The organism is Albidovulum sediminis (assembly GCF_025380365.1).
GTDB classification, from domain to species: domain Bacteria; phylum Pseudomonadota; class Alphaproteobacteria; order Rhodobacterales; family Rhodobacteraceae; genus Albidovulum; species Albidovulum sediminis.
The window spans coordinates 112,788-138,751 of sequence record NZ_JAOCQF010000003.1 but is presented as its reverse complement, the minus strand read 5'-3'; the positions used below and the strand labels follow the sequence as shown (position 1 = coordinate 138,751).

General features: G+C 66.9%; 24 protein-coding genes. 14 read left to right on the top strand and 10 right to left on the bottom strand.

Going from position 1 to position 25,964, the window contains the following annotated elements:
- Nucleotides 1-36: 36 nt before the first annotated feature.
- Together N5I32_RS15615 and leuC are read right to left on the bottom strand one after the other, a co-directional pair.
- The gene (locus tag N5I32_RS15615; RefSeq protein WP_261496847.1) at nucleotides 37-786 is read right to left on the bottom strand and encodes a THxN family PEP-CTERM protein; all 750 of its coding nucleotides are present in this window, start codon (nucleotides 784-786) and stop codon (nucleotides 37-39) included.
- Nucleotides 787-1,065: 279 nt separating this feature from the next.
- Complete coding sequence (leuC, locus tag N5I32_RS15610) at nucleotides 1,066-2,469, bottom strand: 3-isopropylmalate dehydratase large subunit (RefSeq protein ID WP_261496846.1); 1,404 nt, start codon at nucleotides 2,467-2,469, stop codon at nucleotides 1,066-1,068.
- A 465-nt stretch (nucleotides 2,470-2,934) separates the two neighbouring features.
- Here leuC and rsfS point away from each other — a divergent pair, with 465 nt between their 5' ends.
- The 7 genes from rsfS (at nucleotide 2,935) to N5I32_RS15575 (ending at nucleotide 9,086) form a co-directional block, all read left to right on the top strand.
- Nucleotides 2,935-3,306 carry a ribosome silencing factor gene (gene rsfS, locus N5I32_RS15605; RefSeq protein WP_369414330.1) on the top strand — a complete coding sequence of 124 codons (372 nt, stop codon included), beginning with the start codon at nucleotides 2,935-2,937 and terminating at the stop codon, nucleotides 3,304-3,306.
- A complete protein-coding gene (gene rlmH / locus N5I32_RS15600; protein WP_261496844.1) occupies nucleotides 3,306-3,776 on the top strand; it encodes a 23S rRNA (pseudouridine(1915)-N(3))-methyltransferase RlmH in 471 nt (156 codons plus the stop codon). The genes rsfS and rlmH overlap by 1 nt, the downstream gene beginning before the upstream one ends.
- A gap of 89 nt (nucleotides 3,777-3,865) precedes the next feature.
- On the top strand, nucleotides 3,866-5,386 hold the full coding sequence (gpmI, locus tag N5I32_RS15595; RefSeq protein ID WP_261496843.1) for a 2,3-bisphosphoglycerate-independent phosphoglycerate mutase: 1,521 nt from the start codon (nucleotides 3,866-3,868) through the stop codon (nucleotides 5,384-5,386).
- Complete coding sequence (locus N5I32_RS15590) at nucleotides 5,383-6,492, top strand: murein hydrolase activator EnvC family protein (protein WP_261496842.1); 1,110 nt, start codon at nucleotides 5,383-5,385, stop codon at nucleotides 6,490-6,492. The genes gpmI and N5I32_RS15590 overlap by 4 nt, the downstream gene beginning before the upstream one ends.
- Nucleotides 6,493-6,495: 3 nt before the next feature.
- Nucleotides 6,496-7,833 carry a S41 family peptidase gene (locus N5I32_RS15585; RefSeq protein WP_261496841.1) on the top strand — a complete coding sequence of 446 codons (1,338 nt, stop codon included), beginning with the start codon at nucleotides 6,496-6,498 and terminating at the stop codon, nucleotides 7,831-7,833.
- Nucleotides 7,834-7,836: 3 nt separating this feature from the next.
- A complete protein-coding gene (locus N5I32_RS15580; RefSeq protein ID WP_261496840.1) occupies nucleotides 7,837-8,313 on the top strand; it encodes an RNA pyrophosphohydrolase in 477 nt (158 codons plus the stop codon).
- Between the two features lie 182 nt (nucleotides 8,314-8,495).
- Entirely contained in the window at nucleotides 8,496-9,086 is a 591-nt protein-coding gene (locus tag N5I32_RS15575) for a hypothetical protein (RefSeq protein WP_261496839.1), read from the top strand.
- 6 nt (nucleotides 9,087-9,092) lie between these two features.
- On the opposite strand, the gene uvrC is transcribed toward N5I32_RS15575, so the two are convergent.
- The 5 genes from uvrC to N5I32_RS15550 all read right to left on the bottom strand — a co-directional run bounded on the left by uvrC (nucleotide 9,093) and on the right by N5I32_RS15550 (nucleotide 13,558).
- On the bottom strand, nucleotides 9,093-10,970 hold the full coding sequence (gene uvrC / locus N5I32_RS15570; protein ID WP_261496838.1) for an excinuclease ABC subunit UvrC: 1,878 nt from the start codon (nucleotides 10,968-10,970) through the stop codon (nucleotides 9,093-9,095).
- A 299-nt stretch (nucleotides 10,971-11,269) separates the two neighbouring features.
- Complete coding sequence (locus N5I32_RS15565; RefSeq protein ID WP_261496837.1) at nucleotides 11,270-12,061, bottom strand: SDR family oxidoreductase; 792 nt, start codon at nucleotides 12,059-12,061, stop codon at nucleotides 11,270-11,272.
- The gene (locus tag N5I32_RS15560; protein WP_261496836.1) at nucleotides 12,058-12,228 is read right to left on the bottom strand and encodes a hypothetical protein; all 171 of its coding nucleotides are present in this window, start codon (nucleotides 12,226-12,228) and stop codon (nucleotides 12,058-12,060) included. The genes N5I32_RS15565 and N5I32_RS15560 overlap by 4 nt, the downstream gene beginning before the upstream one ends.
- A 4-nt stretch (nucleotides 12,229-12,232) precedes the next feature.
- Complete coding sequence (locus N5I32_RS15555) at nucleotides 12,233-13,030, bottom strand: S49 family peptidase (RefSeq protein WP_261496835.1); 798 nt, start codon at nucleotides 13,028-13,030, stop codon at nucleotides 12,233-12,235.
- Between the two features lie 75 nt (nucleotides 13,031-13,105).
- On the bottom strand, nucleotides 13,106-13,558 hold the full coding sequence (locus N5I32_RS15550; RefSeq protein WP_500789591.1) for an Lrp/AsnC family transcriptional regulator: 453 nt from the start codon (nucleotides 13,556-13,558) through the stop codon (nucleotides 13,106-13,108).
- Between the two features lie 129 nt (nucleotides 13,559-13,687).
- Between N5I32_RS15550 and N5I32_RS15545 the strand changes: the two genes are divergently transcribed.
- Nucleotides 13,688-15,160, top strand: coding sequence for an aminotransferase class V-fold PLP-dependent enzyme (locus N5I32_RS15545; RefSeq protein ID WP_261496834.1), 1,473 nt, complete (start codon nucleotides 13,688-13,690; stop codon nucleotides 15,158-15,160).
- A gap of 25 nt (nucleotides 15,161-15,185) precedes the next feature.
- On the opposite strand, the gene N5I32_RS15540 is transcribed toward N5I32_RS15545, so the two are convergent.
- A complete protein-coding gene (locus tag N5I32_RS15540; protein ID WP_261496833.1) occupies nucleotides 15,186-16,901 on the bottom strand; it encodes a tetratricopeptide repeat protein in 1,716 nt (571 codons plus the stop codon).
- A gap of 114 nt (nucleotides 16,902-17,015) precedes the next feature.
- Nucleotides 17,016-17,963: a GlxA family transcriptional regulator gene (locus tag N5I32_RS15535; RefSeq protein ID WP_261496832.1), complete on the bottom strand. Its 948-nt coding sequence runs from the start codon at nucleotides 17,961-17,963 to the stop codon at nucleotides 17,016-17,018.
- Between the two features lie 81 nt (nucleotides 17,964-18,044).
- Here N5I32_RS15535 and N5I32_RS15530 point away from each other — a divergent pair, with 81 nt between their 5' ends.
- The 3 genes from N5I32_RS15530 to N5I32_RS15520 all read left to right on the top strand — a co-directional run bounded on the left by N5I32_RS15530 (nucleotide 18,045) and on the right by N5I32_RS15520 (nucleotide 22,269).
- Nucleotides 18,045-19,208 carry an acyl-CoA dehydrogenase family protein gene (locus N5I32_RS15530; RefSeq protein WP_261496831.1) on the top strand — a complete coding sequence of 388 codons (1,164 nt, stop codon included), beginning with the start codon at nucleotides 18,045-18,047 and terminating at the stop codon, nucleotides 19,206-19,208.
- 260 nt (nucleotides 19,209-19,468) lie between these two features.
- Nucleotides 19,469-21,466 carry an acetate--CoA ligase family protein gene (locus tag N5I32_RS15525; RefSeq protein WP_261496830.1) on the top strand — a complete coding sequence of 666 codons (1,998 nt, stop codon included), beginning with the start codon at nucleotides 19,469-19,471 and terminating at the stop codon, nucleotides 21,464-21,466.
- Nucleotides 21,466-22,269, top strand: a complete 804-nt coding sequence (locus tag N5I32_RS15520; RefSeq protein ID WP_261496829.1) for a carnitinyl-CoA dehydratase — start codon at nucleotides 21,466-21,468, stop codon at nucleotides 22,267-22,269. The genes N5I32_RS15525 and N5I32_RS15520 overlap by 1 nt, the downstream gene beginning before the upstream one ends.
- 6 nt (nucleotides 22,270-22,275) lie before the next feature.
- Here N5I32_RS15520 and N5I32_RS15515 read toward each other — a convergent pair whose 3' ends face one another.
- Nucleotides 22,276-23,307, bottom strand: coding sequence for a LacI family DNA-binding transcriptional regulator (locus N5I32_RS15515; RefSeq protein WP_261496828.1), 1,032 nt, complete (start codon nucleotides 23,305-23,307; stop codon nucleotides 22,276-22,278).
- A gap of 151 nt (nucleotides 23,308-23,458) precedes the next feature.
- Between N5I32_RS15515 and N5I32_RS15510 the strand changes: the two genes are divergently transcribed.
- From N5I32_RS15510 to lpxK, 3 genes are read left to right on the top strand one after another with little or no spacing between them, the layout of a single operon-like run.
- Nucleotides 23,459-23,704 carry a DUF4170 domain-containing protein gene (locus N5I32_RS15510; protein WP_261496827.1) on the top strand — a complete coding sequence of 82 codons (246 nt, stop codon included), beginning with the start codon at nucleotides 23,459-23,461 and terminating at the stop codon, nucleotides 23,702-23,704.
- Nucleotides 23,705-23,713: 9 nt separating this feature from the next.
- Nucleotides 23,714-24,946: a 3-deoxy-D-manno-octulosonic acid transferase gene (locus tag N5I32_RS15505; RefSeq protein ID WP_261496826.1), complete on the top strand. Its 1,233-nt coding sequence runs from the start codon at nucleotides 23,714-23,716 to the stop codon at nucleotides 24,944-24,946.
- On the top strand, nucleotides 24,946-25,938 hold the full coding sequence (gene lpxK, locus N5I32_RS15500) for a tetraacyldisaccharide 4'-kinase (RefSeq protein WP_261496825.1): 993 nt from the start codon (nucleotides 24,946-24,948) through the stop codon (nucleotides 25,936-25,938). Before N5I32_RS15505 ends, lpxK begins: the two co-directional genes overlap by 1 nt.
- Nucleotides 25,939-25,964: the final 26 nt, after the last annotated feature.

Below are 25,964 nucleotides of genomic sequence, written 5' to 3'. Positions count from 1 at the left end.
TGCGGGGCGCGTGCTGCCAATGGCTTCAGAGCCGCTTCAGGCGATCTTGCGGCGCCGGCGCAGCAGCGCCAGACCGCCAAGTCCGGCCAGCAGGGCAAGGCCCGCGGGCGGCAGCGGGACGGCGGCGACGGTGTGATAGGTGGCCGTCAGCTGCGCGGAGTTGGCGTAGGTCTCGCGCGTCCAGAAGGTCGGGATGCCGCTGTTGTCGGTGCCGAAGCCGACGAAGGAGGATATCTCGATGATGTACTCGATCCCGTCCGCGATGAAGCTGGGGCTGAGCGCGGGGTTGTTGACCGCCTGCACCCGGTCCGCGCAACCCTTGGAGTTCACGCCGCTGCCGTTCGCCGCGCCGTTGGCGCACACCTTGTCAAGGTTCGGCGTTTCCCAGTGCAGGAAGTCGTAGGCCTGCGCAAAGCTGTGCATGACCCCGTCGATGGAAAGGTTGAAGGTCAGTTCCAGGACCGCAGAGGCAATCGAGGTTCCGCCCTGGATGACGAAATTGTTGTGGGTGAAGGTGCCAAGGACGAACGATGTCCCCTCGGACAGCGTCGCCGCCGGCGGCGTGGTCGCCACGAAGTCGTATCCCGACTGGGCGCCGCCCTTGTAGAACGGGATGCCCCAGCCCAGTTCCGAGGTGCCGAGGCCGGTGATCTTGCTGGAATAGGCGCCGTTGACCGCCGTCGCACTCGTCCAGGCTCCCTCGACGGACTCGATCGTCACGGTGGCAGCGCTGGCGGATGATGCTGCGAACACCGCTGCGGCTGCAAGAATCTGCGACTTTTTCATTTCCCGACGTCCCCTAACACCCTTCATCCACGCCCTGCCGCCCGTTCCAGCGCCAAGTTGGCGAGAGGAGGAATGCACACGCTAAAGTATAGTACACGTCGCGAATGTGTCAGCGTGGATGAAAAAAGGCAAGTTTGTGGCAGCGGAATTTTCGCCTTTTCATGGAATCCCAAGAAAAACGCCCACTTGCCGATGGGAAGTGGGCGGTTGCCGTTTCGGTGTAAGCGACAATGCAGCTTTCGTCTTCTGATTGTGCCTCGCAAGTCGCTTGCGTGGGAATCACATGAACTCCCTGACGTCGGTCAGGTGCCCGGTGATCGCCGCCGCCGCTGCCATGGCCGGGCTCATCAGATGCGTCCGCCCGCCCCGGCCCTGGCGTCCCTCGAAGTTGCGGTTCGAGGTCGCGGCGCAGCGTTCGCCCGGCGAAAGCTGGTCGGGGTTCATTGCCAGGCACATCGAACATCCGGCCAGCCGCCACTCGAAGCCCGCGTCGATGAAGATCTGGGCAAGCCCCTCTTCCTCGGCCTGCGCACGGACGAGGCCGGAGCCGGGCACGACCATCGCCCGCTTCACGGCGATCTTCTTGCCCTTCAGGATCGCGGCGGCGGCGCGCAGATCCTCGATCCGGCCGTTGGTGCAGGAGCCGATGAAGACCGTGTCGATGGCGATGTCGGTCAGCTTCTGGCCGGGCGTCAGGCCCATGTAGTCAAGCGACCGCTTCGCCGCCTCGACCTTGCCGCCGTGGAAGTCCTCCGGGGCCGGGACCGCGCCGGTGATCGGCAGCACGTCCTCCGGGCTGGTGCCCCAGGTGACGACCGGGGCGATGTCTTCGCCGCGGATGGTCACCACCTTGTCGAAATGGGCGCCCTCGTCGGTGAACAGCGTCTTCCACCAGGTCAGCGCGGCTTCCCACTGGGCGCCCTTGGGGGCGTGCGGACGGCCCTTGACGTAGTCGAAGGTCTTTTCATCGGGCGCGATCAGGCCCGCGCGCGCGCCGCCCTCGATCGCCATGTTGCAGACGGTCATGCGGCCTTCCATCGACAGGTCGCGGATCGCCTGGCCGCAATATTCGATGACATAGCCGGTGCCGCCCGCGGTGCCGGTCGCGCCGATGACAGACAGCGTAATGTCCTTGGCGGTCACGCCCGGGCGCAGGTGCCCGGTGATCTCCACCTTCATGTTCTTCGATTTCTTCTGGATCAGCGTCTGGGTCGCCAGCACATGCTCCACCTCCGACGTGCCGATCCCGTGCGCGAGCGCGCCGAAGGCGCCGTGCGTGGCGGTATGGCTGTCACCGCAGACGACCGTCATCCCCGGCAGGGTCCAGCCCTGTTCCGGCCCGACGATATGGACGATGCCCTGGCGGATGTCGGAGACCGGGTAGTAGTTGATGCCGAAGTCGCGCGCGTTCTTGTCCAGCGCCTCGACCTGGATGCGCGACTCCTCGTTGTCGATGTGCTTGTCGCGCCCCGGCGTCGTGGGCACGTTGTGGTCGGGCACGGCGATGGTCTTCTCAGGCGCGCGCACCTTGCGGCCGGTCATCCGCAGGCCCTCGAAGGCCTGGGGGCTGGTGACCTCGTGGACCAGGTGGCGGTCGATGTAGAGCAGGCAGGTGCCGTCGGCGTCCTCATGGACGACATGGGCATCCCAGATCTTGTCGTAAAGCGTTTTCGGGCCGGGCATGGCTTTCTCTCAGATCGAAGGGCAAATACAGGGTCGGGCGCGCGGTAACGCCAGTCAGGCGCGCGCGAGGATCGATACGGTGGACCCGTAGAAGCGCCAAGGCAGGCGCGCGCGGTCATCCATGTCGAAAAAGCGGTTCATGGCGGTTCAGATACTCCTTGCACCCCTTTCCCGCAAGGGCGAAGGGAACGCGCGCGTTACGCCTTCGAGGACTGCCGGACCGGGGCGAGGTCGGCGCGGGTGGCGCGGCGATCACGTCGGCGGCCGCCGACTGCGCGGAAAACGCGACATCGCGCCGGCGATACCGACGAAAATGCCGCGTGTCATTGAGATTTCACCTTGCGGATGCTACTTCTTTTGCAAGGCCCGGCGCCGGGGCTCGTTCCAGGCGCGCAACCCAAGGAGGACGATGTCCTGTTTTCCCAAGTGCCGGCAGCCGGCGGTATGGCTGCGGGGGCGATGCCGATGAAGGCCATGTCCTCCGAGGTTTCGAGCGATAGCCTGCTCGCGCGGATTCTTGCTTCCCTTGACGATGACAAGGCCGAGGACGTGGTGACGATCGATCTCCGCGGGCGTTCGAGCGTTGCCGATTACATGGTCATCTGTTCCGGCCGGTCGTCGCGTCAGGTCGCGGCCATCGCCGAAAAACTGACCGAGCGGCTGAAGCAGGACCTTGGCCGGACCTGCAAGATCGAGGGCAAGGACCAGGGTGACTGGGTGCTGATCGACGCTTCGGACGTGATCGTCCACGTCTTCCGCCCCGAGGTGCGGGACTTCTACCAGCTCGAAAAGATGTGGATGCCCGCCGGAACCGGGCTTGCGACACGCAAGGTCTGATGCGGCTCCACATTTGCGCGGTCGGCCGTCTCCGGGCGGGGCCGGAGCGCGATCTGATCGACGACTATCTCGGGCGCTTCGACCGGACGGGAAAAGCCCTGGGCCTTGGGCCTGCGATTGAACATGAAGTCGAGGACAGGAAGGGCGGCGGCAAGGAGGCAGAGGGCGCACTTCTGTCGCGCGCCGTCCCCGCCGGTGCCGTGCTCGTGGTTCTGGACGAGCGCGGGGACATGCTGACCTCCCCCGAATTCGCGCAACGCGTTGCGCGGTGGCGCGACGAAGGGCGTCAGGATGTCGCCTTCGTCATCGGCGGCGCCGACGGGATCGCCGCCGACCTGCGCGACCGGGCGGATCTGGCGATCTCGCTCGGGCGGATGGTCTGGCCCCATGCCCTTGCGCGCGCGATGCTGGCCGAACAGCTCTATCGCGCGGCTTCCATCCTGTCGGGCCTGCCCTATCACCGGGCGTGAACGTCCCCCTGCGACTCCGGAACCTGCGCCCCGTTGCCCCGCCGCGCCAAGGGGCCTAGAAGGTTGCGCAAAGCGAAAGGAAGCCGCCGATGACCCGACCGAAACCCGTGGTCCTGTGCATTCTCGACGGTTGGGGCCTGCGCCCCGAGCGGGAGGCGAATGCCGTCGCGCAGGCGCTCAAGCCCGCCTTCGACCGGATCATGGCCGACTGCCCGCATGCGCAACTTGTGACGCACGGGCCCGACGTCGGCCTGCCCTCCGGGCAGATGGGCAATTCCGAGGTCGGCCACACCAACATCGGCGCGGGGCGCGTCGTTGCGATGGACCTGGGGCAGATCGACCTTGCGATCGAGGACCGGAGCTTCTTTTCGAATGCCGCGATCCTTGCGTTCCTTGAATCACTGAAGGCCTCGGGCGGCACGGCGCATATGATGGGCGTCATCTCGGATGGCGGCGTCCATGGGCATATCGACCACGTCCTGGCCGCCTGCCGGCTGGCGGCGGACATGGGGGTGCCGGTCTCCCTGCACGCGGTGACGGACGGGCGGGATGTCGCGCCGTCCTCCGCCGCGGGTTTTGTCGAATACCTGATGGCCCGGCTTCCCGCCGGCGTGCGCGTGGCGACGGTGACGGGTCGCTACTTCGCCATGGACCGCGACAACCGCTGGGATCGGGTCGAGCGGGCCTATGACGCGATGATCGGAGCGGCGGGACAGCACGCGCCGAACGCGACCGAGGCTGTCGCCCGGTCCTATCAGCGCGGGGAGACCGACGAGTTCATCCAGCCGACCGTGATCGGCGACTATGCCGGTGCGCGGGATGGGGACGGGTTCTTCTGCCTGAACTTCCGCGCCGACCGTGCGCGCGAAATCCTTCTTGCCGTCGGTGAGGACGACTTCGCGGGTTTCGCCCGGAAGCGCCGGCCGCACTGGGCGTCGATCCTGGGGCTGGTGGATTATTCCAAGACCCACGACACCTTCATGGCGGCGGCCTATCCGAAGCGGCCCGTGGTCAACACGCTGGGCGCCTGGGTGGCCGCGCACGGGCTGCGGCAGTTCCGCCTGGCGGAAACCGAGAAATATCCGCATGTCACGTTCTTCCTGAACGGCGGCAAGGAAGCGCCCGAGCCGGGCGAAGACCGCTACATGGCGCCATCGCCCAAGGTCGCGACCTACGATCTCCAGCCCGAGATGTCGGCGCCCGAGGTGGCGGGCAAACTGGTCGAGGCGATCGGCGCGGGATATGACCTGATCGTGGTGAACTTCGCCAATCCCGACATGGTGGGGCATACCGGGGTTCTGGCGGCGGCCATCAAGGCGGTGGAAACAGTCGATCAGGGTCTGGGACGCGCAATTGTCGCGCTTGGCAAGGCGGGCGGGGCGATGATCGTGACCGCCGACCATGGCAACTGCGAGACGATGGTCGACCCCGAGACCGGCGGGCCGCACACCGCGCACACGACGAACCCGGTGCCGGTGATCCTGGTCGGAGGCCCCGCCGGTGCCCGGCTCCGGAACGGGCGGCTCGCGGATCTCGCGCCGACGCTGCTTGACCTGATGGGGCTGCCGCTGCCGCCCGAGATGACGGGACGGACGCTGATCGAAAGATGAAGACCCGCGCCGCGATCCTGCTGGGCTGCGTCCTTTTCGCGCAGTCCGTTTGCGCGGACACCGCGACCGAGGCCGCCGAGAAGGCGGCGGCCGGTCTGCGCGCGGCCATCGACGTGCTGAACCAGGCAGAGGGGGCGCGGAACCGGATCGCCGCGCTGACCGAGACGATCAGGGCCTATGAACTCGGCCTGACGGCGCTGCGCGAGGGGCTGCGCAGTTCCGCCCTGCGGGAGGCGGAGATTCGCGGCTCCTTCGAGGCCAAGCGGGAGAGGATCGAGCAGGTCCTGGCCGCCATGGTCGCGATGGACGACGCGCCGGGGCCCCTCGTGCTGCTGCATCCCGGCGGGCCGGAAGCTGCGGCGCGCAGCGGCATGATCATGGCCTCTGTCGGGCCGGCGCTGGAGGCGGAGGCGGCCGATCTGCGCCGCGATCTGCAGGAAATCGCCCGGATGCGCGCGTTGCAGGACAGCGCGCTTGGCGCACTCGAAGACGGGCTTGCCGCCGCGCAGGCGGCGCGCACGGCGCTCAGCCAGGCGGTCCAGGACCGCACTGATCTGCCGCAACGCTTCCTTGAAGACCCCGAGGAACTTCAGGCGCTGGTCGCCAATGCCGAGACGCTCGAAGCCTTCGCCCGTGGGGTCGCGCGCCTGCAATCCGACGTCGGCCCGCCCATTGCCGATTTCGCGGGGGCAAAAGGCGCGCTGCCCCTTCCGGTCGTCGGGACTCTCTTGCGCCGCGCCGGCGAAGCCGATGCAGCCGGGATCGTGCGCCCCGGCCTGCTTGTCGCCACGCGCCCCGAAGCCCTGGTTGTCACCCCGTGGCCCGCGACGATCCGGTATCGCGGACCCTTGCTAGACTACAAAAACGTGATGATCCTCGAACCCGCAGCGGGCTATCTTCTGATTCTCGCGGGCCTGTCGACTGTCTATGGTGAAACCGGCGACGTGCTCGAGGCCGGCGCTCCGGTCGGGCTGATGGGCGGGCGGGATCTGGCCGCCGTGGAAGGGACTGGCGCAGAGCGGACGGAAACGCTCTATATAGAGCTGAGACAGGATGCGGAGCCGATCGACCCCGCGCCGTGGTTTGTGGAAACAAGGGAAGAGTAGGCGATGAGGAAATATCTGATGGCCGTGATGAGCGGCACGCTGGCCGGGGCGGTCTTCACAACCCAGGTCGCCGGCCCCCTCCTCGCCCAGGAGGCTGATCAGGAGGGATCGGTCTATGAACAACTGGATCTGTTCGGGGACATCTTCGAGCGCATCCGCTCGCAGTATGTCGAAGAGGTCAAGCCGGGCGAACTGGTCGAGGCCGCGATCAACGGCATGCTGACCTCGCTCGACCCGCATTCCAGCTATCTGCCGCCAGACGAGTTCAGCGACATGCGCGTTCAGACGCGCGGCGAATTCGGCGGGCTTGGGATCGAGGTGACCCAGGAAGAGGGCTTCATCAAGGTCGTCTCGCCCATGGACGGCACGCCGGCGGCCGAGGCGGGGATTCAGGCGGGGGACTTCATCACCCATGTGAACGGCGAAAGCGTCCTCGGGCTGACGCTCGACCAGGCCGTCGACATGATGCGCGGGCCGGTCGGGTCCGAGATCGTGGTCACCGTGGTGCGCAAGGATATCGAGGAGCCGTTCGACGTCTCCATCATCCGCGACACGATCAAGCTGACCGCCGCCCGCGCCAGGCTTGAGGGCGATACCGTCGTGATCCGCGTGACGACGTTCAACGACCAGACCTATGTCAACCTCGAGGAAGGGCTGAAGAAGGCGGTCAGCGATGCCGGCGGCATGGACAAGGTCAACGGCTTCGTCATCGACATGCGCAACAACCCCGGCGGCTTGCTGACCCAGGCGATCGAGGTTTCGGACGCCTTCCTCGACAAGGGAGAAATCGTGTCGACGCGCGGCCGCAACCCGGAAGACAGCGAACGCTTCAACGCCGAGCCGGGCGACCTGGCCGAGGGCAAGCCTATCGTCGTGCTGATCAATGGCGGCTCCGCCTCGGCGTCCGAGATCGTGACGGGGGCGCTTCAGGATCACCACCGCGCCATCGTCGTCGGCACCAAGAGCTTCGGCAAGGGGTCGGTCCAGACGATAATTCCGCTGCGTGGCAACGGCGCCATGCGCCTGACCACGGCGCGCTACTACACCCCCTCGGGGCGCTCGATCCAGGCGCTGGGCATCGCGCCCGACATCCTGGTCGAGCAGCCCAAGGTCGCCCCGCAGGAGCCCGAGGAAGACGCAAGCGCGGCCGATCGCGCCCGCACCGAGGCCACCCTGCGCGGAAGCCTGACGAACGATTCCGTCACCGAGGACGAGAAGCGCGTGCTGGAGGAAGAACAGGCGCGCGCGGAGCAGGCGGCGAAGCTGCGGCAGGAAGACTATCAGCTGGCCTATGCCATCGACATCCTCAAGGGCCTGTCAGCCATCGCCGAGGCGAAGTAGCCGGTGAAGGCGGAAGATCTTCCCTACCGCCCCTGCGTGGGGGTGATGCTGATCAATGCGGAGGGACGGATCTTTGCCGGACAAAGGTTCGACAGCCCGGTTGCCGCCTGGCAGATGCCGCAAGGGGGCATCGACAAGTGCGAAAGGCCGCGCGCTGCGGCGCTGCGCGAACTTCGGGAAGAGACGGGGATCGCGCCCGAGCTGGTGAGCCTTGTCGCGCGCAGCAGCGACTGGCTGACCTACGATCTGCCGCCCGAGCTTCTGGGCAAGGTCTGGGGCGGCAAGTACCGCGGGCAGAAGCAGCGTTGGTTCCTGTTCCGCTATCTGGGCCGCGACGACCAGATCGACATCGCGACCGAGCATCCGGAGTTCTCCGAGTGGCGCTGGATCACCGCTGACGAGTTGATTGCCGGCATCGTCCCGTTCAAGCGCGACGTCTATGAGCGAGTCGTCGCGGAGTTCCGCGGGCACCTGCACTAGGCGCACCACGCCGCCTGCGCGTGCAGGCGTGATCGCTCCTCCCGTCCCGGTAGCGCGGCACCCCTCGAAACGAGTGGATTCCCTGCCCCGGCCGGCACCTTGGCCCGACCGAAACCCCGCGATCGGTGGTAGTATCCCGCCGCCGGATCACGGCACGTGTTCCGGCCTGATGGGAGGGAACCATGACGAAGCGCGTGATGATTGCGGCGGTGCTGGCGGGTGCCGCCTGGCTGCCCCTGGCCGCCGACGCCGACGACTATGACCTTGATGCCCTGAGGGCGGCGACCGAGAAGTACATGGACGTGAATGCCGCCCTGGCTGACGGGTTCATCCCCGATCCGTCCGGTCACTGCATCGACGCTGGGCATGAGGGGCTGCCGCCCGAATGGGGCGCGATGGGGATTCACTATCTGCGGCCCGACCTTCTCGGGATCGCGCAGGGGGGCGAACGGGTGGACGGCGTCGGCATGCATACCGATTTCGCAGCGCCCGCGATCCTGCTCTATGAGCCGCAAGCGGACGGATCGCTTGCGCTTGTCGGGATCGAGAACCTCGTGTTCGAGAAGGCCTGGATGGACGCGGGCGGCAATGGCCCGCCCATGTTCAACGGCCGACACTGGGATCACATGTCCGACGATCCCGCGACAGCCGGGGACGAGGCACACGGTTTCATGCCGCATTTCGACCAGCATGTCTGGCTGTTCCGCGAGAATCCCAACGGGGTCGACGTGCCCTTCAACCCGGCGGTGACCTGCGAGCACCACAAGGGCTAAGGCGCCTCACCCGCCTGCGTGGAAGAAGTCGTAGACGGTCTGCGCAACCTTTTCCGATATCCCCTCGACGGCCTTCAGGTCGTCGAGGCCGGCGCGGCTGACCGCCTTGGCCGATCCGAAGTGCTGCAACAGCGCGCGCTTTCGCGTCGCGCCGACCCCGGGGACCTCGTCGAGCGGCGTGGCGCCGACGGTCTTCGCCCTTTTGGCGCGGTGCGCGCCGATGGCCCAGCGGTGCGCCTCGTCCCTGAGCCTCTGGACGAAGTAGAGGACGGGCGAATTGTGCGGCAGGGCGAATGGGGTCCGACCCGGGCGGTGGAACTCCTCCTTCCCCGCGTCGCGGTCGATGCCCTTGGCCACGCCGATCATCGGCACGTCTTCGACCCCCATCTCCTCCATGATCCCCATTACGGCCGAAACCTGCCCGGCGCCGCCGTCGATCAGGATCAGGTCCGGCCAGGCGCCGGTCTCCCGGTCGGGGTCTTCCTTCAGAAGCCGCTGGAAGCGCCGGGTCAGAACCTCCTTCATCATCCCGAAGTCGTCGCCGGGGGTCAGATCCGCACCCTTGATGTTGAACTTCCGGTACTGGCCTTTCTCGAACCCCTCGGGGCCGGAGACGATCATGCCGCCGACCGCATTGGTGCCCATGATGTGGGAGTTGTCGTAGACCTCGATCCGGCGCGGCGGGGTGTCGAGGTCGAAAGTCTCCGCAAGCCCTTCGAGCAGCTTCGACTGCGCGGCGCTCTCGCTCATCTTGCGGCCGAGGCTTTCGCGCGCATTGCGCAGTGCGTTTTCGACCAGTTCCGCCTTTTCCCCGCGCTGGGGCACGCTGATCTCCACCTTGCGGCCCGCGCGGTCCGACAGCAGTTCCGTCATCAGGTCCGCATCCTCGATCGGATGCGAGAGCAGGAGGAGCCGGGGCGGCTCCTTGTCGGCGTAGAACTGGCCGAGGAAGGCCTCCAGCACTTCCGCCTCTTCCGCGCCTGACCCGGTCCTGGGATAGAAGTCGCGGTTGCCCCAGCTCTGGTTGGCGCGGATGAAGAAGACCTGCACGCAGGCCTGGCCGCCCTCCATGTGCAGCGCGATGACATCGGCCTCCGCCACGCCGCGCGGGTTGATGCCCTGCGACGACTGCACCTGTGTCAGTGCGCGGATGCGGTCGCGCAGCGCGGCGGCCCGCTCGAATTCCATCGCATCGGCGGCGGCCGTCATCTCCTCGGCCAGCTTTGCCTGGACCTGCGTGGACTTGCCTTGCAGGAACCGTTCGGCATCCGCGACCAGCGCGCCATAGCCCGCTTCGTCGATCCGGCCCACGCAGGGCGCCGCGCAGCGCTTGATTTGGAACAGCAGGCAGGGCCGCGTGCGGCTGGCGAACATCGCGTCGGAGCAGTTCCTGAGCAGGAACACCTTCTGCAACTGGTTCAGCGTGCGGTTCACCGCGCCGGCGCTGGCGAACGGGCCGTAGTAGCTGCCCTTTTCCTTCTTCGCGCCCCGGTGCTTCTTGATCTGCGGAAAGCCGGATTCCTTGGAAACCAGGATATTCGGGAACGACTTGTCATCCCTGAGAAGCACGTTGAAGTGGGGCTTCAGCTGCTTGATCAGGTTCTGCTCCAGCAGCAGCGCCTCCGTCTCTGTCCGGGTGGTCAGGAACATCATCGAGGCGGTGGCATGGATCATTCGCGCGATCCGCGCCGAATGCCCCGAAGGCCGCGCATAATTGGACACCCGCGCCTTGAGGTTGCGCGCCTTGCCGACGTAAAGAACCCGCCCTTCCGCGTCGAGCATCCGGTAGACGCCCGGCTGCGCGGTCAGCGTCCGCAGATAGGACTGGACCACGGCATGGCCTTTCAGCGGCCCGTCGGCGGGGGGGGGTGGATGCTCTGTCATCTGCGGCTGATTCCGGTCTGCGGCTGCAATGTTACGCAGATGCGCGCAAGAGGAAACCTGTCCACGGTTTCTGTGGATAAGTCTGGTGAAAGTTTTCGGGCACGCGGAAATTCTCCTTTGATTTTGCCCCGTTCCGGGAATTGCCTGTTTTTTAGGCAGTTATGCAAGGCTATGAAATCATTGAATAAAAAACTTCATGTGCTGCAAACATCTGAAAATATTGAGAGAATCGTAACAACCTTGTGACTGCCGATGCAGACGTGGACAAGTCAAGGGTGCGGGCTGTCACAGATGCTGCTTCAGGGCTGAATTCCGAGGATATCGGCGGTCCTCCAGCCCAGGTGCTGGCCGCCGTCGACGCAAAGAAGCTGGCCGGTCACGGACGGTGAGTCGAGGAAATATCCAAGCGCGCCGCAGATGTCGTCAGGGTTGGCGCCGCGCTCCAGAACCGACGCCGCGCGCTGTGCCTCGAACTGTTCCGCGCTCTGCCGTTCGCCCCGAAGCGTCGACCCCGGACCGATCGCGTTCACCCGCACATCCGGCGCAAGCGCCCGTGCCGCAGTCTGGGTGAAAGCCCAAAGCCCCATCTTGGCCAGGGTGTAGCTCATGAATTCCGGTGTCAGCTTGCGCACGCGCTGATCCAGCATGTTGACCACCAGCGCCTGCGACCGCGCGCCGCCGGGCCCGCGCAGGGCGCCGGGTGCCTGGGCGGCAAAGGCCTGTGTCAGGACGAAGGGCGCGCGCAGGTTGGATTCGAAGTGCCGGTCCCAGCTTTGCCGGGTCGCGGTGCGGATGTTGTCGTATTCGAAGATCGACGCGTTGTTGACCAGGACCGTAAGCGGCCCGTCCAGCGTCTGGGTCGCGCGGGGGACCAGCGCCTGGCTCTGCGCCTCGTCCAGCAGGTCCGCCTGAAGGGTTTCCGCCCGCACACCCAGCGCACGCGCCTCCCGCGCGGTTTCCTTGGCCGCGCTTTCGGACCCTGCGTAATGGATGGCGACGTCGAGGCCGCGACCGGCCAGATACAGGACCATCTCGCGTCCAAGGCGGCGGGCACCGCCTGTCACGAGCGCGCGTCCCGCGATCACTGTCATGAGGCACCCCTGCCGCAGTCGCAGTCCGACTTGCCGATCAGCGGCCTTCCGCAGGTGCGGCAGCGCCGCACTTCGGAGCTTCGCGAGCCGATGCGTGGCACCCTGAGTCGGCCGAAGACGGCGAGAATGGCCATCGCGATCAGAAAGAGGGTGACGATCTTGACCATGCCCTCAAAGCCCGTAGCGCGACCACAGCGCGCGTTCCTCGATCTCGTCCACTGCCGCGCCGATCAGGCGGCCCGTGAACCGCTGGAAGATCGATCTCCTGACACCATAGGGCATCAGCCGGACCTTGTCTCCGTAAAGCGACTTGAGCTTCGGCACCGGGTGCGAAATGCCGTCGGCAAGGCCCACGTCGACCGCGCCCTGCCCGACCCATACGTCGCCGGTGAACAGGTCGCGGTCGGCGGCAAGCCGGCTGCCCCGACGGGCGGCGACCTGCTGCTTGAAGGACTCGTGTATGGGGCCAAGGATCGCGTGCAGGCGTTCGACATCCTCCGGCTTTTCCGGGCGGAACGGGTCGAGGAAGCTTTTCGAGGCGCCCGCCGTATGCACCCGCCGTTCGACCCCGTGCCGGGCCAGCAGCTCCGCAAAGCCGAACCCCGCCGAAATCACGCCGATCGAGCCCGCGACCGAATTGGCATCAAGCCAGATGTCATCCGCCGCCGTCGCCAGCCAGTAGCCGCCCGACGCGGCCACATCCTCGACAAAGGCGTGAACCGGGATCTTGCGCTCCTCTGCCAGGCGGCGGATGCGCGCCGCGATCAGGGCGGACTGCACAGGCGACCCGCCGGGAGAGTTGATGATCAGCGCGACGGCCTTCGGCTTGCCCCTGCGAAAGGCGCGCTCGATCACCGGGGCCAGGGCATGATCCGACAGCCCGCCCCGTCCGCCCGCGGTGATGACACCTTGCAGGCGAAGGACGGCGACGCGCGGTTTGGGGCGAAAGACATTCATCAGACGTTTCATGCCTTGCGATGTAGACGCTGCGGCCCGTCCGGACAATGGAGGATCGCGGCAATCCGTGACGAACGGGCGGGGTTGTCAGGCCGAAATGCGCACCCGCAGCGGGCGCCCCTCAAGGATGGTCTCCATCGAGAAGTGGCCGGTGACGGTCTCAAGATCGCCCACGGTGATCAGTTGCTGATAGACCGTGTCATAGCCGGACATCGAGGTCGTCACCACCTTCAGGAAGTAATCCCATTCGCCGCCGATGCGGTGAAACTCGGTGATCTCCGGGATCGCCTCGACCTTCTGGCGGAACCGTTTCGACCAGTCCGGCGAATGATTGCGCGTCTTGACGAAGACCATCACTGTCAGGTCGAGGCCAAGTGCGCGCGCATTCACCCGCGCCGCCGCCCCCTGGAGGATGCCGCTCTGCGCAAGCCGCTGCATCCGGCGCCAGCAGGCGTTCTGCGACAACCCGATGCGATCCGCCACCTCGCGCTGCGACAGCGTGCCGTCGGCCTGGACACAATCGAGGATGGCCTTGTCGATCGCATCGATTTTCTGGCTTTGTAGATCATATGACCCAAATATGAAACATTGTTGAGTAATATATGTGATGAAACATGCCAATTGTCCAATCATCATTGAACCTGCACCCGATGGAGATCACGACCGACCATGACCCTTTCCGCCTTCGACCGCTTTCGCGCCGCCCTCGGTTCCGATGACGTAGCCGGGCGCATCCATGCCGCGGAGATCGGGCGCGACGCGCGCATCGACGGACCGTTCGGGCCGCGCCCGCTTCTTTACGCCGATTACGTGGCTTCGGGCCGCGCCGTCCGGCCGGTCGAGGACTTCATCATGGAAGAAGTCCTGCCCTGGTATTCGAACAGCCACACCGAGGCGTCGCACTGCGGCGGCGTGATGACACGGATGCGCCGTGAGGCGCGCGGCATCATCCGCGCCATGTGCGGCGCGGGCGAGGAGACGGCGGTGATCTTTACCGGTTCAGGCGCGACATCCGGCCTGAACCGGCTTGTCCACCTGCTCGGTATCGACGCGGCGGTGCGGCGTGGCGAGGTGCCGCTGGTCATCCTCGGCCCCTATGAGCATCATTCCAACATCCTGCCCTGGCGCGAAAGCGGGGCGGAGGTCGTGGAGATTCCCGAAGACCCTGCCGGTGGGCCGGATCGGAGGGCCCTTGCAGACGCCCTTGCCGCAGCTTCGGGCCGGCGCCTGGTGGTGGGAAGCTTTTCGGCGGCATCGAACGTGACCGGCATCCTGACCGATGTCGAGGGGATCAGCCGCCAGCTCAGGCAGGCGGGCGCGAAGGTCGTCTGGGATTATGCCGGGGCAGGCCCCTACCTGCCCATCCGCATGACCCCGGCGCCTGATGCCGCGATCGACGCCATCGTCACCTCGCCGCACAAGTTCGCCGGCGGCCCGGCGGCGTCGGGTCTCCTGCTGATGCGCAAGGATGCCGTGGCCTCCACGGTTCCCACCCTTCCCGGCGGGGGCACCGTGCGCTTCGTATCGCCCGCGTTCCACGACTACTCCACCAGCGTCGAGGCGCGGGAAGAGGCGGGAACGCCGAACGTCATCGGGGATATCCGCGCCGCGCTTTGCTTCATCCTCAAGGACGCGATCGGCCAGACGTTCATCGACCGGCGCAACGCCGCGCTGCGTGACCGCGCCATGGCGCGATGGCGCGCCGAGGGGCGACTGGAGATTCTGGGCAATCCCGAAGCCCCCCGGCTGCCGATCTTTTCCTTCCGCATCCGAGACGGTCGCGGCGGATACATCCACCAGCAACTCGCGACGCGCATGCTCTCGGACCTGCACGGGATCCAGGCTCGCGGCGGCTGCGCCTGTGCCGGGCCCTATGTTCACCGCCTGCTCGGCATCGATGCCGACGCCTCCGGTGCGCTGCGTGCGGCCATCCTGTCGGGGGACGAGATCGCGAAGCCAGGGTTCGTCCGGCTCAACTTCAGCTATCTCTTCACGGATGCAGAGGCCGACCGGGTGATCGACGCGGTCGCGGACCTGGCCCGGAACGCGGAAGCCTACCTGGGCCACTACGCCTGCGACACAGCCACCGCGATATTCACACCGGTTCCGGACACGCCCGACGCTTCGGCCCTTCGGGGCTGAGCGATCGGGGCGACGGTCGGTTCCCTCAGGCGGGCTTCGCCGCGGCGGCTTTCGAAGCGGCCTTTTCCTCCCATTCAAGCGCGGCAGCCATGGCGGCTTCGGCACCCTCCGGGTCGTTCATGCGCCGAAGCAGGCTGGCCAGGAAGCGGAAGCGGGCGACCCGCCCCGCCGCGGGAAACAGCGACATCGTCTTCCGCGTGAGCGTGGCGGCCTCTTCCAGCGCGCCCTTGATCGACAGGACACGCGTCAGTCCCGCAACGGCTGTGCGCGCACGCGGGTCGATTTCAAGCAGCGAGCGGAGTTCGCGCTCTGCCCGGTCAAGATCGTGTAGCCCGACAAGCGCGTCGGCCAGCCAGGTGACGAACTGCGGATCGTTCGGAAAGTGTTCGAGGGCCTTCTCGGATATCCGGAGCGCCTCTTCGTGGTCGCGCGCCCCCTTGGCCTGGGCGATCGCCATCAGGAAATACCTGCGTGAGGTCGCCCCGATTGCCGTCAGGCGCTCGATGAGCGCTGAGGCGCTTTCCCTTGATCGGAGTCGGATGATCATGTCGGCGTAGGTGACAAGCCCGCCTTCCTTCGCCTCGCCATCCAGGACAGCCTCCATCAACGCAAGCGCGCGTGCGGCGCCGGGATGATCGGGATCGAAGGCGACGTTAGAGGGATAATCGTTCGCGGCCTTGCGGAAGATCAGACCGCCCCTGAACCTTTCGATGGCATAGATCGATTTCGCGATCGGTGCACAGTCGTAGGTCGGGAAGTTCACCGCAATCTCGCGATGGTCGACCTCGACGAAGCGCCGCGCGGCGTAGTCCATGACAGCGCCCTCTGCCCCGAACCCGGACAGACCGCCCGTGCATCGGACCGCCAGAACCGAATCGTCCCGCATGCCCGCAAGTGCCGTCTCGATGGCCGCAACGGCCTCGGCCCCGTCACCCGACACCGAAAGGATCACGACGTCAAAGCCATCGAGCGCGGGCGCGCCAGCCGTGAGCGTGGCGACATGGGCAACGCTTCCCGTCGCGAACGGAAGGCAGCCGGCGTCGAAGCCGGTGTCCCCGACGACCAGGACTTTCGCCGATGGCCCGGCCACGGCCTCGAAGATGGGCGAGGCAAACATGTCGGGTTCCTGCCCCCCGGCGCTGCGCTTGTGCGCCACGACGATGTTGTGAAATCGTTCGATGGCGACGATGTCCGCGACCTCTGGATGATCCCCGTCGAGGCTGCGCATCAGCCGCGCGAACAGACCGACGCTGTTCGGCGCATCAAGGGTGATCGACCCGCCGAACCGCGGGAAGAACGAGGTCTGCACATCCTCCACGGCATAGATGCCACCCGCCTTCAGGGTCGGAAACAGGATCCGGAAGCTCTCGACCACGTGTTCGTTGCGGTGACTGCCGTCGTCCAGGATGATGTCGAAAGGGCCCCTCTCCGCCTCGACCGTGCGCAGGAACGCCTCGTCAACCTGACTGCCTTGCAGGATCCGGACCCTCGGCCCGAGGTCCATCACCTTCTTCTGAATGTCGATGCCCGTGATCTCGCCTTGCGGGAAGTAGTCGCGCCAGACCTCGAGCGATTGCCCGCCCCGGTCGCTGTCGCCGTACCCGCCGACGCCGATTTCCATCATCCTGACAGGGCTGTCCCGCAGATGCGCGAAGAGCTTGTGATAATTCGGCGTGTAGTCATGATAGCCGAACTTGTCGGTGCCGTAGACGATGGCCAGTCTGGTCAATGGGTCGCTCATCCGCGCGTAATCCTGCTTCAAATGTCCCGATGGCATGCGCCAATTCCCGGACTGCATCTTGTTCAGCAGCCCCCAGTCCCTGTCAACATCTGGTTGTGACACCGAGAGAAATGCTCAACCCCTGCGCAGGCTGCGGGGCGTCACCCCGAATTCGGCACGAAAGGCCCGCGTCATGGCCGAAGCGTCACGATACCCGCAGCGCAAGGCGATCTCGGATACGGGGTAGGCGGATTGCTCGACATATCTGCGCGCGGTCGAGAGCCTGAGGCTCCGGTACACGTTGCGCGGTCCCGCACCCAGTTCTGCATCGAACCGTGCCTCCAGTTCGCGCAGGCCGACGCCCAGCCGCCGTGCGATCTCCGGCAAGGCCAGAGGTTCCTCGACATGCGACCGCATCAGTGCGATCGCCGATTCGACAAGGCGCCCGCGCGGGCGATGGCGCAGCGGCTCATCCGGACGCTCGACGTCCGCGGACATGAACAAGGCCGCCACCTCGAGCCGCATGCCCTCGCCCAAGAGATCCCCGATCAGCCGCGTGGTCAGGTCGAAGGCCGTCATCGCGCCGCCCGAGGACATCAGGTTGCCGTCGATGACATAACGCCGATGCTCGACCTCGACATCCGGAAAGGTCTCGGCGAAGGCGTCGATCTCGTCCCAGTGAATTGTCGCCCGACGCCCCTTCAGCAGGCCCGCCCGCGCCATCAGCCAGCTTCCCATGTCCATGCCGGCCACGACCTCGTGACGTTGTGCCGCTTCGCGCAGGGCCGCAAGGCAGCGCGGTGTGGCGTGGCTCCGCGCGTCATAGCTTGGCAGGACGAACAGCAGGTCCGCGCGCTCCGCTTCGGCAATTGCGGCATGTGGCAGCACCGGCAGACCGGAAGAGGAGGCGACACCCCGGCCGTCCAGGGTGACGAACCGCCAGTCGAAGACCTGGCGTCGGGCGATGGTGTTGGCCGCGCGCAGCGGTTCGACGACATTGGCCAGGCAATGCATCGAGAAACGCTCGAACAGCCACAGCAGAACCTGGCAGCTCCGGTCGGTGTTTTTCATCCAGATCGGCATGATTGATGTCATAATCTGCACGAAAACCGGGTGCAATCCCTGCTAACCAGTGCAAATCGCCCCATGCTGGAAGGACATGCCATGCATTTCGGTCTGACCGAAGAACAGCAGATGATCGTCGACACGACGCGCGCCTTCGTCGAGAACGAGCTTTACCCGCACGAGCAGACGATTGAGCGGACGGGCCATCTGCCGATCGAGCTGATCAGGGAACTGCAGGCCAAGGCGATGGCCGCGGGCCTTTACGCCGCCAACATGCCCGAAGAGGTCGGCGGTGCCGGTCTCGATACGCTCACCTGGCTTCTTTACGAAAAGGAACTGGGCCGGGCCAATTACGCGCTGCACTGGACCTGCGTCGCGCGCCCCTCCAACATCCTTCTGGCCGGGAACGATGAACAGCGCGAGCAGTACCTTTACCCCTGCATCCGCGGAGAAACCTGGGATTGCCTCGCGATGACCGAACCCGGCGCGGGGTCGGACCTTCGCGGCATGAAGGCCAGCGCGCGGCAGGACGGCGATGACTGGATCCTGAACGGGACGAAGCACTTCATCAGCCACGCCGACATCGCGGGCTTCGCCATCGTCTTCATGGCCACGGGGGAGGAGCAGACACCGCGCGGCCCGAAAAAGAAGATCACCGCCTTCTTCGTCGACAAGGGTACCAGGGGGTTCACGGTCCGGGAGGGGTATCGCAACGTTTCCCACCGCGGCTATACGAATGCGGTGCTGGAGTTCGACGACTGCCGGCTGAACCGGCGTCAGATCCTCGGCGAGGTGCACAAGGGCTTCGAGGTTGCCAACGCCTGGCTCGGCGCGACCCGCCTCCAGGTTGCCTCGACCTGCCTCGGCCGGGCCGAGAGGGCGCTCGCGCACGCGATTGCTTACGCGGCCGAACGCGAGCAGTTCGGCCAGAAGATCGGCAAGTTCCAGGGCATTTCCTTCAAGCTGGCGGACATGGCGATGGAACTGAAGGCCGCCGAACTGCTGACGCGCGAGGCGGCATGGAAGTATGACCAGAGGTCGGTGACCGAGGCCGACATGTCGATGGCGAAGCTGAAAGCGACCGAGGTTCTGGCGATGATCGCCGACGAGGCGATCCAGATTCACGGCGGAATGGGACTGATGGACGAACTCCCGCTCGAACGTATCTGGCGCGACGCGCGGGTGGAGCGGATCTGGGAAGGCACGTCCGAGATCCAGCGCCACATCATCAGCCGGGAACTCCTGCGTCCGTTCGGAGCGTAAGGCGGGGGGCTGTCTGCCCCCCGGCTCCGGGCAGGCCCGGAGCTCCCCCCGAGGATACTTGGAAAAAGAAGAAGCAAGAGAATGTTAACCTTCATGCGCAATGTTCGGTTCACGGTACAGGCGGGGACGCCGATGACCGTAAAAGGAGAAGGCGCTTCGTCCCTGCGGGGGCGAAGCGTGCCCTTCTTCTTCTTTTTCCAAGTATCCCGGGGGTCCGGGGGCAGCGCCCCCGGCGAGCGCCGCCTGCAAGGACGCCGGGCATGAGCCGCGATCTTGGTCGGCTTCTGCGGCCCCGAAGCATCGCCGTTCTCGGCTCCGGCTGGGCGGCGAATGTTATCGAGCAGTGCCGGAAGATGGGCTTCGAGGGGCCAGTCTGGCCGGTTCATCCGACGAAGGCCGAAATCGGCGGGCTGCGGGCCTATCCCTCTGTCGCGGATCTTCCCGAGGCGCCGGATGCCACCTTCATCGGCGTGAACCGGTACGCGAGCATCGATGTGGTGGCCGACCTTGCGGCGCGCGGGGCGGGTGGTGCGATCTGCTTCGCCTCCGGCTGGACCGAGGCCGGTGAGCCGGAGCTGCAGTCGCGGCTTGTGGCGGCGGCGGGGAACATGCCGATTCTCGGCCCCAACTGCTACGGCGTCATCAACTACCTCGACGGGGCCCTGCTCTGGCCCGACCAGCATGGCGGCCGGCGGGTGGAGCGGGGCGTGGCGCTGCTGTCGCAGTCCTCCAACATCGTGATCAACCTGACCATGCAGGCGCGCGGGCTGCCGGTGGCCTATGTCGCCTGCCTTGGCAACGCGGCGCAGATCGGCCTGGCGGAGCTTGCCGGTGCGCTACTGGCCGACGACCGCGTGACCGCCATCGGCATGTATGTCGAGGGGATCGACGACGCTCCCGCCTTTGCGGCCCTTGCCGAGGCGGCGCGCGCGGCGGGCAAGGGGATTGTCTGCGTCAAGTCCGGCAAGACCGAAGCCTCGCGGACGGCGGCGGCCTCACACACCGCCTCGCTTGCGGGGGGTGGTGCGGCGTCCTCGGCCTTCCTGCGGCAGGCGGGCGTGGCCGAGGTCGACACGCTGTCCGAACTGCTCGAGACGCTCAAGATCTTTCACGTTCACGGCCCGAAGATCGGTTCGCGGATCTGTTCCTGTTCCTGTTCCGGGGGCGAGGCGGGGCTTGTCGCCGATCTGGCCGCGCCCTTCGGCCATGTGTTCGAGCCGCCGACCGACGACCAGCGCCGGCGGCTGGGCGATATCCTGGGGCCCATCGTCACCATCGCCAATCCCCTTGATTATCACACCTTCATCTGGGGGGACGGGCCGCGGACCGAGGCGGTCTTTTCCACCATGCTGGAGGGTTATGACGCCGGCATCTACGTCATCGACCCGCCCCGGCCGGACCGTTGTGACCCGTCCTCGTTCCAGCCCGCGCTCGATGCCATCGTCGCGGCCGGGCGGATCACCGGAAAGCCGGCCTTTCCGGTCGCCTCGCTGCCAGAGAACTTTGACGAGGGCCGGGCGATCGCGATGATCGAGGCGGGGGTGGCGCCGCTAATGGGGCTGGAGACCGCGCTGGGCGCGCTGAAGGCCGCGATGACGCCGGCGTGTGCGCCGGGGTGGCGCCCGCTGGCGGCCGTCGCGCCGCGCGAGGCACGGATGCTGGACGAGGCCGAGGGCAAGCGACTTCTGCAGGTTGCCGGGGTCGCGATCCCCAAGGGCGTTCTCGGCCGCACGCTCGACGAAGTGCGGCAGAAGGCGGAAGGGTTGAGGCCGCCGCTGGCGCTCAAGGGGCTTGGATTTGCCCACAAGACCGAGGCGGGGGCTGTCCGTCTGGGCCTGGCGACGCTGGACGGTCAGGCAGAGATGCCAGGCGCGCAGGGCTATCTAGCCGAGGAGATGGTCACCGGAACGGTGGCCGAAATCCTGCTCGGCCTCAGGCGCGATCCGGTCTACGGCGTGACGCTGACGCTGGGCCTTGGCGGCGTGACGGCCGAGATCATGGCCGATACCGTGACGCTGGTCCTGCCCGCGGGCCGGGAGGAGATCCTGGCCGCGATGCGGGGCCTGCGGCTCTGGCCGCTTCTGGACGGCTATCGCGGGCGGGCGCGGGCCGACATGGAGGCGGTGGCCGATATCGCGGTCGGGCTTGGCGCGCTGATGACCGCGCGGCCGGAGCTGGAAGAAATCGAGATCAACCCGATCCTCGTGCGCGAAACCGGGGCGGTCGCGGTAGATGCATTGATAAGGGAGGCGTTCTGATGGCGGACATGCAGATGCGGACGGAGGGGCCGATCCGGACCCGGCGCGAAGGCGGCATTCTCGAGGTCACTCTCGACCGGCCGAAGGCCAATGCGATCGACCTCGTCACCAGCCGGATCATGGGGCTGACCTTTCGCGACTTCCGCGACGACGACAGCCTGCGCGTGGCGGTCATCCGGGCCGAAGGGGACAAGTTCTTCTGCCCCGGATGGGACCTGAAGGCGGCGGCGGCGGGCGATGCGGTCGACGGCGATTACGGCGTGGGCGGGTTCGGCGGGCTGCAGGAACTGCCCAACCTCAACAAGCCGGTGATTGCCGCGGTCAACGGCATCTGCTGCGGCGGCGGGCTGGAACTGGCGCTGTCGGCTGACCTCATCCTCTGTTCGGACAACGCGACCTTCGCGCTGCCGGAAATCCGCTCGGGCACGGTGGCCGACGCAGCCTCGATCAAGCTGCCCAAGCGCATACCCTACCACGTCGCCATGGACCTGCTTCTGACCGGGCGCTGGTTCGATGCCGAAGAGGCGCACCGCTGGGGGATCGTGAAGGAGATCACGACCCGCGAGTCGCTTCTGGACAAGGCCTGGGAGCTTGCGCGGCTGCTCGAATCCGGCCCGCCGCTTGTCTATGCGGCGATCAAGGAGGTCGTGCGCGAGGCGGAGAACATGCGTTTTCAGGACGCGCTCAACCGCATTACCAAGCGGCAGATGCCGACGGTGGACCGGCTTTATTCCTCCGAAGACCAGCTTGAGGGCGCGCGCGCCTTCGCCGAAAAGCGCGATCCGGTCTGGAAGGGGCGCTGAGGCCGCTCACACGGATTCGGGGATGAAAAGGTCGGGCGGCAGGAAATGCTGCCCGGCGATGTTCGACATCCCGTTCGCCACGGCGTCGGCCATGAGCGCCACGACGTCCCGGCACAGGTCGCCAAGCGGGGTCGAGATCACCAGCGTCACGTAGCGGTCGAGAAGCGCGCTGCGCGATTCCGGCGTCAGTTCATTGACGACAAGCGCGACGTCGCCAGGTTTCCGCACCTCGCGCAGGGCGGCGATCGCGCCCTCCATCCCGCCGCCGGCGCAGTAGATGCCGCGCAGGTCCGGGTGACGTGCCAGGAGGTCGAGCGTCGCCTCGTAGGTCAGTTGACGCGTCTCCAGGTTCACCAGCGTGTCGAGGATCGTGAACTGCGGCGCGCTTTCGCGGAAATAGCTGCGCAGTCCGGTTTCGCGCAACTCATGCCCGTGCCAGCGATAGCCGCCGACGAAGACCGCGATCTTGCCCGGACGGTGGATCGCGGTGACAAGCATGGAGGCGGCGATGCGCCCCACCTTCAGGTTGTTCAGCCCGACGTAGTTCTGCCTCACCCCCTGGGCGAAGTCGTTCAGCAGCGCAAAACACGGTATGCCCGCCGCCTTGAGTTCCTGGACCGCCTCGGTGACCTCGTGGTGGGTGACGGCGGTTGCAGCAATCGCATCCACGCGCCCGATCATCCCGCGCATGAGCGCGGCGAAATCGGAGGGTGCCTGCGATGCCGCGAATTCGATGAGGTGTTCGCCCCGGACTGTCTGCGCCCCCCGCACGGCATTCGCGATCTCGCTGGCGAAGTTCTGATAGAAGGTCTGCTTTTCCTTGTGCAGCACGAAGCCGAAGCGCATCGCGGGCAGCCGGGTCTGCATCCTCTGACCGATCAGCGGCGCGGCATGGTAGCCGATCCTGTGGGCGGCCTCATAGACCCGGCGCGCGGTGATTTCCCGCACCGCCTCGCGCCCGTTCAGCACGCGGTCGACGGTCGCGACGCTGACGCCCGCCTCTACGGCAACATCTGCTATGGTCTTGCGTCGCGCCATCAGGGCCCTCTTGGTCACGGGGATCGCCATGACTGGCGGGCATATTCCGACAAACCGCGGGGAAATCCAACCATCCCCGGTGACGGCTTGGCTTGAGCCCCCCCGGCGCATGCACTAGGTTGACCGCCGACCGACCTCAAGGGAGTCCGGGATGACCCAGCGCCTTCACCTCGTATTTGGCGGGGAACTCGTGACGCCGACGAAAAGTGTCTTCCGCGATGTCTCGAAGATCCATGTCGTCGGCATCTTTCCCGACTACGCCAGTGCCTACGACGCCTGGAAGGCCGAGGCGCAGCGCACGGTGGACGACGCGCACATGCGTTATTTCATCGCGCATATCCATCGCCTTCGCGATGAGGAACTGTCCGCCGGCCCGACCGAGGAACTCGGTTCCTGAGGCCGCGCAATGGGGCGTTCCCTCCTGCTCTGGGCCTACCTTCTGGCCGCGCGGCGGTCCCAGCCCGAGGCGCGGCCCGATCGTGAGGCCCGCCCAAAGGGCGCGCTGGTCTGGCTCCATGCCGGCCGCTCCGCTTCGCTCGCGAGCCTCGCGCAACTGGCGCAGCGCCTCGTGCGGGAACAGAAATCGCTGCACCTGCTGGTGACGACGGAGGCCGCGCCGCCGGCCCTGGCCGGATTTCCCAAGGCGACCAGGGCCGATGCGCTGCCGCCGGAGGCCCCGGCCGAGGCGGACCGGTTCCTTGACCACTGGGCACCCGATGTCGCCGTCCTCGCCGGGTCGGACCTGCCCGCCGCCCTTGTGGTCGCGGCGCACGGGCGCGGGGTGCCCCTGCTTCTGGTCGATGCCTCTGCCCCGGCCAGGCTTTCGCTCGGCGCACGTCTGCGGCGTGGAATGACCGCATCGCTGCTGGGGCGTTTCTCGCGGCTTCTCGCCCAGGATCCCGACAGCGCCCGGGGGCTGCAACGCCTTGGCGCCCCCGTCGGGCGCATCGAGATCGCCGGCCGGATCGAGGAGACGAGCGAACCGCTCACCTGCAACGAGGCGGAACGCGAGGTGCTGGCGCAGCTTCTGCAGGCGCGGCCGGTCTGGTTCGCCGCCGCCTGTCCCGAGGCCGAGGAAGAAGCGGTGATCGCGGCGCATGCCCATGCGATGCGGCTTTCGCACCGCATGCTCCTCATCATCGCGCCGGCCAACCCCTCGCGCGGGCCCGCGCTCTCCGAACGGCTCTCGCGCGAGGGGTGGGTGGTCGCGCGCCGGTCCGCGGACGAGGAACCCGATCCGGAGGTTCAGGCCTACATCGCGGATACCGAAGGCGAGATGGGCCTGTGGTACAGGCTGGCACCGGTGACCTTCATGGGCGGCACGCTTCTGCCGGGCGGCGCCGGGCGCAATCCGTTCGAGGCCGCCGCCTTGGGTTCGGCAATCATGCATGGCCCGCACCTGAATCCCTACCCTGATGCCTACGGCCGTCTGGCCGAGGCGCGCGCGACGCGCTGCGCCGCCACGCCCGAGGCGCTGGCGTCGACGATATCGGAACTGATGGCCCCCGACCGCGCGGCCCTTCTGGCGCACAATGCCTGGGCTGTCAGTTCGGGCGGCGCCGAGGTCACCGACCGTGTCGCCCAGGCGATCCTCGAGACGCTCGCCTCCCGCCGCGACCGGACGACGGAGGCGGCCTGATGGGAGCACCTGCCTTCTGGTTCACCGATCCCGATCACCCCGGCTGGCGCGCCCGCGCGCTCGGCCCCGTCGGACGGATCTATGCCGCGTTCACGGCGCTCCGGCTGGCAAGGGGACGGCCCGAACAGGTCGGGGTGCCGGTCCTGTGCGTGGGCAATCTTAACGTCGGCGGAACCGGCAAGACGCCGACCGTAATCGCGCTGGCCCAAAGACTGGCCGAACGCGGTATCGCCGCGCATGTGGTCAGCCGCGGCCATGGCGGACGGCTGGCAGGCCCCGTGCGCGTCGACGAACGTCTCCACACCGCCGCAGATACCGGCGACGAACCGCTGCTCCTCGCGGCCTTTGTTCCGACCTGGGTCGCAAGGGACCGCGCCGCCGGCGCGCGCGCGGCCGTGGCTGCGGGGGCTCAGGCAGTCATCCTCGACGACGGCTTCCAGAACCCTGCGCTGGCCAAGGACCTGTCGATCGTGGTGGTGGACGCGGAACGGGGGTTCGGCAACGGCCGTTGCCTGCCCGCGGGCCCCTTGCGCGAACCCGTGCCGGTCGGCCTTGCCCGCGCCGACCTCGTCCTCTCGATCGGCCCTGCCGCGGCCCGGGTCGGGTTCCTCGGGCGCTGGGGTGGCCTGTTGCACGCCCCGCCGGTGACTGGAGAGCTTCGCCCGCTCCCCACGGGCATGGACTGGGACGGCCTTCGCGTCCTTGCCTTCGCAGGCATAGGCCACCCGGAAAAGTTCTTCGCCACCCTGCGCGCGCTCGGCGCCGAGATCGTGCGGGCCGAGGCGCTCGAGGATCACCAGAGCTTCAGCCCGCCGCTCCTGCACCGGCTCTCCGCCGAAGCGCAGGCGCGCGGCCTCCAGCTTGTGACCACGGAGAAGGATGCAGTCCGGTTGCCCGACGATTTCCGTCGCGACGTGGTGACTCTACCGGTCCGCCTGCATATCGAGAACTGGGCCGAGATCGACCGGCGCCTCGCAGACCTCGGTCTTTGACCCTTTCAGTCTGGTCCAAGTACTCT

What these genes read in the sequence shown, in the direction of transcription:
- N5I32_RS15510 (WP_261496827.1), top strand. Translation starts at nt 23,459, where the DNA reads ATGACCCAGCGCCTTCACCTCGTATTTGGCGGGGAACTCGTGACGCCG.
- N5I32_RS15615 (WP_261496847.1), bottom strand. Translation starts at nt 786, where the DNA reads ATGAAAAAGTCGCAGATTCTTGCAGCCGCAGCGGTGTTCGCAGCATCA.
- gpmI (WP_261496843.1), top strand. Translation starts at nt 3,866, where the DNA reads ATGACCCGACCGAAACCCGTGGTCCTGTGCATTCTCGACGGTTGGGGC.
- N5I32_RS15560 (WP_261496836.1), bottom strand. Translation starts at nt 12,228, where the DNA reads ATGGTCAAGATCGTCACCCTCTTTCTGATCGCGATGGCCATTCTCGCC.
- rlmH (WP_261496844.1), top strand. Translation starts at nt 3,306, where the DNA reads ATGCGGCTCCACATTTGCGCGGTCGGCCGTCTCCGGGCGGGGCCGGAG.
- N5I32_RS15520 (WP_261496829.1), top strand. Translation starts at nt 21,466, where the DNA reads ATGGCGGACATGCAGATGCGGACGGAGGGGCCGATCCGGACCCGGCGC.
- N5I32_RS15575 (WP_261496839.1), top strand. Translation starts at nt 8,496, where the DNA reads ATGACGAAGCGCGTGATGATTGCGGCGGTGCTGGCGGGTGCCGCCTGG.
- N5I32_RS15585 (WP_261496841.1), top strand. Translation starts at nt 6,496, where the DNA reads ATGAGGAAATATCTGATGGCCGTGATGAGCGGCACGCTGGCCGGGGCG.
- leuC (WP_261496846.1), bottom strand. Translation starts at nt 2,469, where the DNA reads ATGCCCGGCCCGAAAACGCTTTACGACAAGATCTGGGATGCCCATGTC.
- rsfS (WP_369414330.1), top strand. Translation starts at nt 2,935, where the DNA reads ATGAAGGCCATGTCCTCCGAGGTTTCGAGCGATAGCCTGCTCGCGCGG.
- N5I32_RS15540 (WP_261496833.1), bottom strand. Translation starts at nt 16,901, where the DNA reads ATGAGCGACCCATTGACCAGACTGGCCATCGTCTACGGCACCGACAAG.
- N5I32_RS15545 (WP_261496834.1), top strand. Translation starts at nt 13,688, where the DNA reads ATGACCCTTTCCGCCTTCGACCGCTTTCGCGCCGCCCTCGGTTCCGAT.
- N5I32_RS15565 (WP_261496837.1), bottom strand. Translation starts at nt 12,061, where the DNA reads ATGACAGTGATCGCGGGACGCGCGCTCGTGACAGGCGGTGCCCGCCGC.
- N5I32_RS15535 (WP_261496832.1), bottom strand. Translation starts at nt 17,963, where the DNA reads ATGCCGATCTGGATGAAAAACACCGACCGGAGCTGCCAGGTTCTGCTG.
- N5I32_RS15515 (WP_261496828.1), bottom strand. Translation starts at nt 23,307, where the DNA reads ATGGCGCGACGCAAGACCATAGCAGATGTTGCCGTAGAGGCGGGCGTC.
- N5I32_RS15555 (WP_261496835.1), bottom strand. Translation starts at nt 13,030, where the DNA reads ATGAAACGTCTGATGAATGTCTTTCGCCCCAAACCGCGCGTCGCCGTC.
- uvrC (WP_261496838.1), bottom strand. Translation starts at nt 10,970, where the DNA reads ATGACAGAGCATCCACCCCCCCCCGCCGACGGGCCGCTGAAAGGCCAT.
- lpxK (WP_261496825.1), top strand. Translation starts at nt 24,946, where the DNA reads ATGGGAGCACCTGCCTTCTGGTTCACCGATCCCGATCACCCCGGCTGG.
- N5I32_RS15525 (WP_261496830.1), top strand. Translation starts at nt 19,469, where the DNA reads ATGAGCCGCGATCTTGGTCGGCTTCTGCGGCCCCGAAGCATCGCCGTT.
- N5I32_RS15590 (WP_261496842.1), top strand. Translation starts at nt 5,383, where the DNA reads ATGAAGACCCGCGCCGCGATCCTGCTGGGCTGCGTCCTTTTCGCGCAG.
- N5I32_RS15530 (WP_261496831.1), top strand. Translation starts at nt 18,045, where the DNA reads ATGCATTTCGGTCTGACCGAAGAACAGCAGATGATCGTCGACACGACG.
- N5I32_RS15505 (WP_261496826.1), top strand. Translation starts at nt 23,714, where the DNA reads ATGGGGCGTTCCCTCCTGCTCTGGGCCTACCTTCTGGCCGCGCGGCGG.